Annotated in this window: 10 protein-coding genes and 1 pseudogene; 6 read left to right on the top strand and 5 right to left on the bottom strand. The window is 72.7% G+C overall.

Annotation, left to right across the window (positions count from 1 at the left end; translation table 11 throughout):
* Positions 1-167 precede the first annotated feature (167 nt).
* The 6 genes from rpmI to OIE40_RS16580 all read left to right on the top strand — a co-directional run bounded on the left by rpmI (position 168) and on the right by OIE40_RS16580 (position 6093).
* Positions 168-374, top strand: coding sequence for a 50S ribosomal protein L35 (gene rpmI, locus OIE40_RS16605; protein WP_264704161.1), 207 nt, complete (start codon positions 168-170; stop codon positions 372-374).
* A 71-nt stretch (positions 375-445) separates the two neighbouring features.
* Complete coding sequence (rplT, locus tag OIE40_RS16600; protein WP_264704114.1) at positions 446-811, top strand: 50S ribosomal protein L20; 366 nt, start codon at positions 446-448, stop codon at positions 809-811.
* A gap of 79 nt (positions 812-890) precedes the next feature.
* Complete coding sequence (locus OIE40_RS16595) at positions 891-1718, top strand: TrmH family RNA methyltransferase (protein WP_264704113.1); 828 nt, start codon at positions 891-893, stop codon at positions 1716-1718.
* Positions 1719-1801: 83 nt separating this feature from the next.
* Entirely contained in the window at positions 1802-2905 is a 1104-nt protein-coding gene (pheS, locus tag OIE40_RS16590; protein ID WP_264704110.1) for a phenylalanine--tRNA ligase subunit alpha, read from the top strand.
* Complete coding sequence (pheT, locus tag OIE40_RS16585; RefSeq protein WP_264704108.1) at positions 2902-5436, top strand: phenylalanine--tRNA ligase subunit beta; 2535 nt, start codon at positions 2902-2904, stop codon at positions 5434-5436. Before pheS ends, pheT begins: the two co-directional genes overlap by 4 nt.
* A gap of 87 nt (positions 5437-5523) precedes the next feature.
* Entirely contained in the window at positions 5524-6093 is a 570-nt protein-coding gene (locus tag OIE40_RS16580) for a dihydrofolate reductase family protein (RefSeq protein WP_264704106.1), read from the top strand.
* 85 nt (positions 6094-6178) lie between these two features.
* Here OIE40_RS16580 and OIE40_RS16575 read toward each other — a convergent pair whose 3' ends face one another.
* The 5 genes and pseudogenes from OIE40_RS16575 to OIE40_RS16555 all read right to left on the bottom strand — a co-directional run.
* Positions 6179-6577, bottom strand: a complete 399-nt coding sequence (locus tag OIE40_RS16575; protein WP_264704159.1) for a GNAT family N-acetyltransferase — start codon at positions 6575-6577, stop codon at positions 6179-6181.
* A gap of 120 nt (positions 6578-6697) precedes the next feature.
* Positions 6698-7420, bottom strand: a pseudogene (cobA, locus tag OIE40_RS16570) (uroporphyrinogen-III C-methyltransferase); the annotation flags it as partial.
* A gap of 154 nt (positions 7421-7574) precedes the next feature.
* Positions 7575-8873 carry a glutamate-1-semialdehyde 2,1-aminomutase gene (gene hemL, locus OIE40_RS16565; RefSeq protein ID WP_264704104.1) on the bottom strand — a complete coding sequence of 433 codons (1299 nt, stop codon included), beginning with the start codon at positions 8871-8873 and terminating at the stop codon, positions 7575-7577.
* Positions 8870-9853: a porphobilinogen synthase gene (gene hemB / locus OIE40_RS16560; RefSeq protein WP_264704103.1), complete on the bottom strand. Its 984-nt coding sequence runs from the start codon at positions 9851-9853 to the stop codon at positions 8870-8872. Before hemB ends, hemL begins: the two co-directional genes overlap by 4 nt.
* On the bottom strand, positions 9850-10310 hold a 461-nt coding region (locus tag OIE40_RS16555), incomplete at its 5' end, for a uroporphyrinogen-III synthase (protein WP_264704102.1). The genes hemB and OIE40_RS16555, both read right to left, overlap by 4 nt.

Genomic DNA, 10310 nt, shown 5'->3' with positions numbered 1-10310 from the left:
GGGGGGGCCCGGGGGGCCGCCCCCCGGGGGGGGGGGGGGGGCCCCCCCCCCCGCCCCCCCCCCCCCCCCCCCCCCCCCCACGACCACCAAGAAGCGCCGGGGTCCGGCCGACAACATGGACCCCGACATCGACCTGTGAGACCACGAAAGAGAAAGTGAGCGGCGACATGCCGAAGATGAAGACGCACTCCGGTGCGAAGAAGCGGTTCCGGGTCACCGGCACCGGCAAGGTGATGCACCGCAAGGCCGGCAAGATGCACCTCAACGAGCACAAGCCGACCACCCGCACCCGCCGGCTCGACGGCGACGCCGTCGTCGCCAAGGGCGACGCCAAGAAGGCCCGCAAGCTGCTCGGCTCCTACAAGGCCCGCTGAACCAGACCACCCGCGCCCACCGGCGCGAGGTCCGGTGACACCGGACCGATCGACACAAGGAGTAACCCACCATGGCACGCGTCAAGCGTTCTGTGAACGCCCAGAAGAAGCGCCGCGAAGTCCTCGAGCAGGCCTCGGGCTACCGCGGACAGCGGTCCCGGCTGTACCGCAAGGCCAAGGAGCAGCTGCTCCACAGCGCCACCTACAACTACGCGCACCGCAAGGACCGCAAGGGCGACTTCCGCTCGCTGTGGATCCAGCGGATCAACGCCGCCGCCCGCAACGAGGGCATGACCTACAACCGGTTCATCAGCGGCCTGAAGGCCGCCGGTGTCGAGGTCGACCGCAAGATGCTGGCCGAGCTCGCGGTCAACGACGCCCCGGCGTTCGGCAAGCTCGTCGAGTTGGCCAAGGCCAACGTCGGCGCCACCGCCTGAACCAGCCGATCCGTCCAGCGCGGCATCACGGCACCGGCCGCGGTGTCGCGCTGAGTCTTCCCACCGAAAGCGATCGCCGATGATCCCCGAACGTCTGGAGCTCCCCGAGCCGTCCCAGGCGGTGTTGCGCGCCGCCCGGGCCCTGCTGCGCCGCAAGGAGCGTCGCAGTACCGGGAGATTCCTGGCCGAGGGGCCGCAGGCGGTGCGCGAGGCGCTCAAGGTGCCGGACGCCGTCGAGGCCGTGTTCTTCCGCTGGGCCGCCGTGCATGATCACGTCGACCTGCTGGCCGCCGCCCGTGAGGCCGGCATCCGCCACTACGCCGTGAGCGAGCAGAACATCGCGACGATCTCGGACACGGTGACCCCGCAGGGCGTGGTAGCGGTCTGCCGCAACCTGGACGTGCCGCTCGCCGAGGCCGTCGGGGCCGACACCCGGCTGGTGGTGATCTGCGCGCAGATCCGCGACCCGGGCAACGCGGGCACGGTGATCCGTTGCGCGGACGCCTTCGGTGCCGACGCCGTCATCCTGTCCGCCGATTCGGTCGAGGTGTACAACCCCAAGACGGTCAGGGCCAGCGTCGGCAGCGTGTTCCACCTGCCGCTCGTGGTGGGCGTCGACCTGGCCGAGGCCATCCGGGCCTGCCGCGACGCCGGACTGCAGGTGTTTGCCACCGACGGCGAGTCGGGCACCGGGTTGACCGGCCTGGCCGATCGGTTGGGGCGTCCGACCGCGTGGGTGATGGGCAACGAGTCCTGGGGGCTGCCCGTCGAGCACCTCGAACTGGCCGACACCACCGTCGCCGTGCCGATTTACGGCCACGCCGAGAGCCTCAACCTGGCCACCGCCGCGGCCGTCTGCCTGTACGCGTCGGCGAGCGCCCAGCACACCGCCGCGCCGACCGGCTGAGCGGGCGGGCCGGTCGCCGCCGCCGAATCGCTAGCGTTGCACCGTCGCCCCGGAACCCCGGGGTGCCAGACCCTGGAGAACGAATGTCAGCCGAGAACTCCCAGCCGGGGGCGGACGCCCTGCGGCCGGAGGCCATCGAACAACTCGTCACCGATGCGCTGGCGGCCATCGCCGCCGCCGACTCGACCGCGGCGCTCAAGGACGCCCGGCTCGCGCACGCCGGTGACCGGTCGCCGCTGGCCCTGGCCAACCGCACCATCGGCTCCCTCGCGCCCGCCGACCGCAAGCAGGCGGGCCAGTTGCTGGGTGCGGCGCGCGGCCGGGTGCAGCAGGCGCTCGCCGCACGGGCCGAGCAGGTCGAGGCCGAGGAGCTCACCCGCACCCTGGCGCAGGAGGCGGTCGACGTCACGCTGCCGGTCGACCTGCACCCGACCGGAGCCATCCACCCGATCACCGGGCTGATCGACCTGATCAGCGACGTGTTCGTCGGCATGGGCTGGGAGGTCGCCGAGGGCCCCGAACTCGAGGCCGAATGGCTCAACTTCGACGCGCTCAACATCGGCCCCGACCACCCGGCGCGGGGCGAGTCCGACACCCTGTTCGTCGAGCCACTCAGCAACCATCTGGTGATGCGCACCCACACCTCGCCGGTGCAGGCGCGCGCCATGCTGACCCGGGAACCTCCGATCTACATCGTCTGTCCGGGCAAGGTGTACCGGGCCGACGAGTTCGACGCCACCCACCTGCCGGTCTTCCACCAGGTCGAGGGACTCGCCATCGACAAGGGAATTTCGCTTGCCCACCTGCGCGGCACCCTCGATCACTTCGCCCAGGCGATGTTCGGGGCCGGCCTGCGCACCCGGATGCGTCCGCACTACTTCCCCTTCACCGAACCCAGCGCCGAGGTCGACCTGGAGTGTTTCGTCTGCCGCGGCGAATCGGTCGGCAACCCCGACCAGCCGTGCCGGACCTGCAAGTCCGAGGGCTGGATCGAGTGGGGCGGCTGCGGGGTGGTGAATCCGAGGGTGCTGCGCGCCTGCGGCATCGACCCCGACGTGTACAGCGGTTTCGCATTCGGGATGGGCATCGACCGCACGCTGATGTTCCGCAACAACGCCGCCGACCTGCGCGACCTGGTCGAGGGCGACGCCCGGTTCAGCCGGATGTTGAAGGGAGTCGCTCGATGAGGGCGCCGATGAGCTGGCTGCGCGACTGGGTCGCTCTGCCGGAGCACACCACGGGACGCGAACTCGCAGACGCGCTGGTGCGTGCCGGGCTCGAAGTCGAGACCGTCGAGTCAATCGGCGAGGGGGTCGGGCCGCTGGTGGTCGGCCGGGTGGTCGACTTCGTCGACGAGCCGCAGAAGAACGGCAAGATCATCCGCTGGTGCCATCTGGACGTCGGCGCCGCCCAGGCCCCGGACACGGCACCTGCACCGGTCGCCGGGCGTCCGGTCGAGCCGGGTGTGCGCGGCATCATCTGCGGCGCGCACAACTTCGCCGTCGGAGATCTGGTGGTCGTCGGCCTGCCGGGCACCGTGCTGGCCGGCGGGTTCACGCTGAGCTCCCGAAAGACCTACGGTCACCTGTCCGACGGCATGATCTGCGCCGAGGACGAGTTGGGCATCGGTTCCGACCATGCCGGCATCATCGTGCTGCCGCCGGACGCCGGGCTGGCCCCGGGCGACGACCCGTCGGCCTTCCTGGGGCTGGGCGACGAGGTGCTCGACATCAATGTGTCGCCCGACATGGCCTACTGCATGTCGATCCGCGGGCTGGCCCGCGAGGCCGGGCAGGCGCTGGGGGCGACGTTCACCGACGTCGTCGACCGGGCGGTGCCGGCGCCGGTCTCCGCCGGCCACCCGGTCTTCCTCTCCGACGCTGCAGGCTCGCTGTTCGTGGCGCTCAGCGTCACCGGGGTCGAGCCGGGGGCCGTGTCGCCGCAGTGGATGCAGCGCCGCCTCACGATGGCCGGCATGCGGCCGATCTCGCTGCCGGTGGACATCACCAACTACCTGATGCTCGAAGTGGGCCAGCCGTTGCACGCCTACGACGCGACAAAGCTGACGGGACCGATCAGGGTGCGCAAGGCGTCCGCGGGCGAAAGCATCGTCACCCTCGACGACGTGCGCCGCACGCTCGACCCCGACGACCTGCTGATCGCCGACGACTCCGGCCCGATCGGAATCGCCGGCGTGATGGGCGGCGCCAGCACCGAATGCGACCCGAGCACCACCGACATCCTGCTCGAAGCGGCGGCGTTCGATCCGGCGACGATCTCGCGTTCGATGCGGCGGCACGGGCTGCCGTCGGAGGCGTCCAAGCGGTTCGAGCGGGGCACCGATCCGGCCGCCGCCTACGCGGCCGCGCACCTGGCCGCCCGCTACCTGGTCGAGCTGGGGGGCGGCACCCTGGCGTCCGAGGAGACCGTGGCGGGCGGGGTGCCGGCGATGCCGCGCCAGACGTTGCCGGTCGACCTGCCGTCGCGGATCCTGGGCGTCGATGTGCCCGCCGAACGCGTCGTGTCCATCCTGCGTGCCGGAGGGGTCGAGGTGAGCGGCGAGGGGGATGCGGTGCTCGACCTGCTGCCGCCGACCTGGCGGCGCGACCTGCGCGACCCCTACGACTACGTCGAGGAGGTGGGCCGCAAGATCGGCTTCGACTCGATCGGCTCGATCCTGCCGACACCGCCCGCGGGGCGCGGACTGACCCGCGAGCAGCAGGCCCGGCGGGCGATCAACGGGGCGCTGGCCGCCAACGGGTTCACCGAACTGCTGACCCTGCCGTTCGCGTCGGCCGACGATCTGGACCGGCTGGGACTCCCCGCCGACGATCCGCGGCGGGGTGTGGTCCGGCTGGCCAACCCGCTCGCCGACACCAGCCCCTACCTGCGCAGCACGCTGCTACCGGGACTGTTCGCCGCCGTCCGGCGCAACACCTCGCGCGGCAACGACGACCTGGCGCTGTACGAGTCGGGCTCGGTGTTCCGGGCCGGCGACGGGGCGGCCGCTCCGGTGCCGGGGGTGGCGGGGCGTCCGAGCGACGAGGAACTGGCTGCCATCGAGGCGGCGCTGCCGCGCCAGCCACGACACCTGGCCGCGGTGCTGACCGGCGCGTGGCGTCCGGCCGGCTGGGACGGACCGGCCGAGCCGGCGTCGTGGAAGCATGCGATCGCGTTCGCCGAACTCGCCGCCGAGGCGGCGGGGGTCGAACTGCGGCGCCGGGCGGACGAGCATGCCCCGTTCCACCCGGGGCGCTGCGCCGAACTGCTGGTCGCCGGAGAGGACGGCGAGGAACTGTTCGGGCATGCCGGCGAGCTGCACCCGCTGGTGTGCCGGGCGTTCGGGCTGCCGGCCCGCACCGCGGCCGTCGAGGTGAGCCTCGACGTGCTGCTCCAGGTCGCGCCGGGGCCGGGGAGCATCGCTCACCTTTCCCAGCACCCGATCGCCAAGGAGGACGTCGCCCTGGTCGTCGACGAGGCGGTGAGCGCCGGTGACGTGACCAACGCCCTGGTCGCCGGCGCCGGCGAACTGCTGGAATCGGTCGCCCTTTTCGACATCTACCGCGGCTCGCAGATCCCGGCAGGCTCGAAGTCGCTAGCGTTCGCCCTGCGTTTCCGCGCTCCCGACCGCACGCTCAAGGACGCCGAGATCGCCGCCGCCCGCGACGCCGCGGTCGCCGAGGCATCCGCCCGGCTGGGAGCCGTGCAGCGCGCCTGAGCTCGCGTGACCGTCATCCCGGGCTTGCCCGGGATCTGGTGCGGAGCCGGTTGACCGCCCGGCGACACCCGGGGCAGCGTGGGGACCATGCGCACCGTCTTCTACACCGCCACCACCCTGGACGGCTTCCTGGCCGACGAGGACGACTCGCTGGAGTGGCTGTTCCGGCAGCCCCAGGATGATCCGACCGGCGGACCGTTCGGCTACGACACGTTCATCAAAGGGGTCTCCGCGATCGCGATGGGCGCCACCACCTACCTGTGGGTGCGCGACCACCTCGACTCTGGGGGCGAGGCGTGGCCCTACACCCAACCCTCCTGGGTGTTCACCCATCGCGACCTGGAGGGGATTCCCGGCGCCGAGGTGCGGTTCACTGCCGGGCCGGTCGAACAGGTGCACGCCGAGATGGCGGCCGTGGGCGACGGTGACCTGTGGGTGGTCGGCGGCGGGGGATTGGCCGCCGACTTCGCTGCCGCGGGCCTGCTGGACGAACTGATCGTGTCCATCGCGCCGGTGACCCTGGGTGCGGGGCGGCCGTTGTTCGCCGGACGGTTCGACTTGGAGCTGCTCGAGTACGAGCGCAACGGCGCGTTGCTGAACGCCCGCTACCGCGTGCTCGGCCGCCTCACCGAGGACCTCCGTGCGGCCGATGCCTGAAAACGGTGCACTCGCCGTGCGCCGGAGCAGTCCTGCCTCACGATGACGGAGCGCACCCGAACGAGTGCACCGTTTTCAGGGTCGATCAGTTGGCTGGCTTCACGAAGCGCAGCGTGCCCGGGACTCGGGCCAGCGATTCGTCCTCGGCGGGGAGGGCCTCGTAGCCCGCGGCGCGATACAGCCGGTGGTTGCGCAGGCTGTTCTCTCCGGTGAGCAGCCAGTGCCGCCTGACGCCCACCGGCGCCTGCCGCTCGATGTGCGTCAGCAGCATCCGACCCAGCCCCTGACCGGACAGGTCGGGCGCGACCATCAACCGGCCGATCTCCCAGTCGGACCCGTCCCGTGCTCCGCGCACGGAGCCGATCAGCCGGCCGTCGCGGCGCAGCACCCAGGTCTCGAACTGCTCCAGCCCTGCGCTGACCTCGGCCAGCGACTCGTGCAGGGCCGGGATCCGGACGCCGGGGTTGTCGAAGGCCTCGGCCACCCAGCAGGCCCGCTGCAGCACCAGCAGTTCACCGGCGTCGGAGCTGCGCGCAGGGCGCAACTCGTCGGTGGGGGTGTCCCGGGCCGGCGCCGCGTCCAGGTGGCTGGGCGGGCTCACCGGCAGCGGCTGGCCAGCGACCGCACCGATGACGGCGATCGCCGGGGGCCGGATGCCCTGGTTGCGGACCACCTCGGCGATGGTGCCGAGGTCGCCGTGCACGGTCGTCATGGTCGGCAACCACGCGTCGGCGATGACGGCAGCAGGGGTGTTCGTCGGCAGTCCGTGGCTGGCGAGCTCGGCGCAGATCGCCGACAGATGCGCCATTCCCATCAGGATGACGATCGTGTGGCCGGCGCTGGCCAGCGCCGGCCAGTCGATGCTGGAGGCCGGATGCCCCGGCGGCACGTGCCCGGACACCGCGGTGAACGCCTGCACCACCCCCCGATGCGTGACCGGAATGCCGGCCAGCGCAGGCGCGGCCACTGCCGAGGTCACGCCCGGGATCACCTCCACGGTGATCCCGGCCTCGGCACAGGCGATCGCCTCCTCGCCGCCGCGTCCGAAGACGAACGGGTCCCCACCCTTGAACCGGACGACGCGGCGTCCGGCCAGCGCGTGCTCGACCAGCAACTCGTTGGTGCGCTGCTGGGAGGTCGCCCGGCCACCGGGGATCTTGCCGACGTCGATCAGCAGCGCCCCGGGTGGGCATTCGGCCAGCGCATCCACCGGGGCCAGGTGGTCGTACAGCACGACGTCGGCGCTGCGCAGGGCGGTCAACCCTGCCACGGTCAACAGCCCGGGGTCGCCCGGGCCCCCGCCTACCAGCACCACCCGCCCGGTCATCGGTCGACCCCGTCCGCTGACAGCGAGATCCCGGCGTACGCCGGGATGACGGGGAGAGGATCGGCTTTCCGCCGTGGGTTCCCGGTGTCCGCGGTGACGGGGAGGGGGTCGGCTTTCCGGTGTGAGTTCCTGGTACCCGGAATGGCGGTGAGGGTCATGACCGGCCGGCCGCCTCGGCGGCCGCGGGCAGGGCATCGACGATCCGATTCAGCGCGGCGTCGTCGTGGGCGGCCGACAGGAACCAGGCCTCGTAACCCGAGGGAGGAAGCGCCACCCCGGCGTCCAGCATCGCGTGGAAGAAGCGCGCGAACGCGGCCGAATCCTGGCGTTGGGCGGCCGCGTAGTCCTCGATCGGGCCGCCGAACTCACCGAAGAACACGGTGAACAGCGACCCGGCCGCCTGCACCCGGTGCGGGACGCCGGCCTCGGTCAGCGCGGCACCGATCGCCCCCTGCAGGGCCGCCGACGCGGCATCGACCCGCTGGTAGACGGCCTCGTCGGCCAGGGCCAGCGTCGCGATGCCGGCCGCTGTCGCCAGCGGGTTCCCCGACAGCGTCCCGGCCTGGTACACCGGCCCGATCGGCGCCAACAGGTCCATCACCTCGGCGCGGCCCCCCACCGCAGCCAGCGGCATGCCGCCCCCGATCACCTTCCCGAACGTGAACAGATCGGGAGCCGCGTCCAGCGGGTGCCGGCCGGCCTGCTCGCGTCCCCACCAGCCCGCCGGGTGCACCCGGAAGCCGGTCAGCACCTCGTCGAAGATCAGCAACGCGCCGTGCTGGGCGGTCAGCTCACGCAGCAGGGCGTTGAACCCGCCCAACGGGGGGACCACCCCCATGTTGGCTGGAGCGGGTTCGGTGATGACGGCGGCGATCTCGTCCGGGTGCGCGGCGAAGGCTGCCTCGATCGCCTCGGGATCGTTGTACGGCAGCACCAGCGTCTGCGCCGCTGTGGCCTGCGTCACGCCGGCCGACCCGGGCAGACCCTGGGTGGCCACCCCCGAGCCGGCGGCGGCCAGCAATCCATCGGAGTGGCCGTGGTAACAGCCCGCGAACTTGATCACCAGGTCGCGTCCGGTGGCCCCCCGGGCCAGCCTGATGGCCGTCATGCAGGCCTCGGTCCCGGTCGACACGAACCGCACCCGCTCGGCCTCGGGCACCCGGGCCCGAACTGCCTCGGCGAGGTCGACCTCGGCTGCGGTCGGGGCGCCGAACGACAACCCGCGGGCGGCGGCCGCCTGCACCGCCTCGACGACCCGCGGGTGGGCGTGGCCGAGCAGGGCCGGCCCCCACGAACCGACGGCGTCCACGTACTCGCGGCCCTCGGTGTCGTAGAGGTACGGTCCGGACGCTCGCGCGATGAACACCGGGTCGCCGCCGACCGAGCCGAACGCCCGCACCGGCGACGAGACGCCGCCCGGAATCACGTCGCAGGCGCGCTGGTAGAGGCTCATCGCCGGGCTCCGTTCGCGGCGTCGGCCAGCTCGAGGGCCGCATAGGTCAGCACGATGTCCGCCCCGGCCCGCAGGATCGCCGTCACGGACTCGGCCAGCGCGGCGTCCCGGTTGATCCAGCCGCGCTCGGCGGCCGCGCACACCATCGCGTACTCGCCCGACACCTGGTAGGCCGCGACCGGCACCGACGATCGGGCAGCGACGTCGGCGAGCACGTCCAGGTAGTAGCCGGCCGGTTTCACCATCAGCAGGTCGGCGCCCTCGAGCTCGTCCAGGTCGGCCTCACGGACGCCTTCGCGGCGATTGGCCGGATCCTGTTGGTAGGTGCGGCGGTCGCCGGACAGTGCCGAGTTGACGGCCTCGCGGAAGGGTCCGTAGAAGGCCGAGGCGTACTTGGCCGAGTAGGCCAGGATCCCGGTGTCGGAGAAGCCAGCGGCGTCCAGCCCGTCGCGAATCGCGGCGACCTGGCCGTCCATCATTCCCGAGGGCCCGACCAGGTGGGCGCCGGCCCTGGCCTGGCTGACGGCCAGCTCGACGTAGCGCTCGTTGGTCGCGTCGTTGTCGACCCGGCCCCGCCCGTCCAGGACGCCGCAGTGGCCATGGTCGGTGAACTCGTCGAGGCAGGTGTCGGCCATCACCACGATGTCGTCGCCGACGGCGTCGGCGACCGCCGCCAGGCCGCGGTTGAGGATGCCGTCGGGCGCCGAGCCGACCGAGCCGACGGCGTCCTTGTCGGCATCGAGGGGCACGCCGAACAGCATGATCCCGCCCAGGCCGGCCTCGACCGCCCGGCGCGCCTCGGCCACCAGCGAGTCGACGGTGTGTTGCACCACGCCCGGCAGCGAGCTGATCGGACGCGGGGCGTCCAGGCCGTCGGCGACGAACACCGGCAGCACCAACTGGGCCGGGTGGATGCGGGTTTCGGCCACCAGGCGGCGCAGTGCCGGGGTGGTCCTCAACCGGCGGGGTCGGACGATCATGAAGCTTCCTTTCGCAGGGTGGCCAGGGCGGCGGCCAGGCCGGACGCGGAGGCGTCCGCGGCGACCGCAGCGACCGGCAGCCCGTCGCGTTCCGCCGCCGCCGCGGTGGTCGACCCGAGGGCGATCAGCGGCGGGGTGGGGGCGCCGAGCAGGTCACGGGCGGCCGCCAGGTTCGAGGGTGCGGTGGCCACGTAGGCGTCGAAGCCGTCCGGCCAGGCGGCGGCGACGACGTCCTCGACGCTAGCCGCCCGAACGGTCCGGTACACCTTCACCGGCACGACGGCCCAGCCCCGGCGTCCGAGCAGTTCGGCGAGATCGGGCGCCGGCTCGGCGGCGCCGGGGATCACCACGGTGCCGGGGCCGTCGGGGAACGCCGCGGCGAGGGCCGCTCCGCCGCTGCCCTCGCGCGGCCGCAGCGTCACGCTCAGGCCGGACGCCGTCGCCGCGGCGGCGGTCG

This window comes from Micropruina sonneratiae, from assembly GCF_025972045.1.
GTDB lineage: Bacteria > Actinomycetota > Actinomycetes > Propionibacteriales > Propionibacteriaceae > Micropruina > Micropruina sonneratiae.
Note: the sequence above shows the minus strand (reverse complement) of the source record. Positions and strands in the feature narration are given on the sequence as shown.

What these genes read in the sequence shown, in the direction of transcription:
- rpmI (WP_264704161.1), top strand. Translation starts at nt 168, where the DNA reads ATGCCGAAGATGAAGACGCACTCCGGTGCGAAGAAGCGGTTCCGGGTC.
- rplT (WP_264704114.1), top strand. Translation starts at nt 446, where the DNA reads ATGGCACGCGTCAAGCGTTCTGTGAACGCCCAGAAGAAGCGCCGCGAA.
- OIE40_RS16595 (WP_264704113.1), top strand. Translation starts at nt 891, where the DNA reads ATGATCCCCGAACGTCTGGAGCTCCCCGAGCCGTCCCAGGCGGTGTTG.
- pheS (WP_264704110.1), top strand. Translation starts at nt 1,802, where the DNA reads ATGTCAGCCGAGAACTCCCAGCCGGGGGCGGACGCCCTGCGGCCGGAG.
- pheT (WP_264704108.1), top strand. Translation starts at nt 2,902, where the DNA reads ATGAGGGCGCCGATGAGCTGGCTGCGCGACTGGGTCGCTCTGCCGGAG.
- OIE40_RS16580 (WP_264704106.1), top strand. Translation starts at nt 5,524, where the DNA reads ATGCGCACCGTCTTCTACACCGCCACCACCCTGGACGGCTTCCTGGCC.
- hemL (WP_264704104.1), bottom strand. Translation starts at nt 8,873, where the DNA reads ATGAGCCTCTACCAGCGCGCCTGCGACGTGATTCCGGGCGGCGTCTCG.
- hemB (WP_264704103.1), bottom strand. Translation starts at nt 9,853, where the DNA reads ATGATCGTCCGACCCCGCCGGTTGAGGACCACCCCGGCACTGCGCCGC.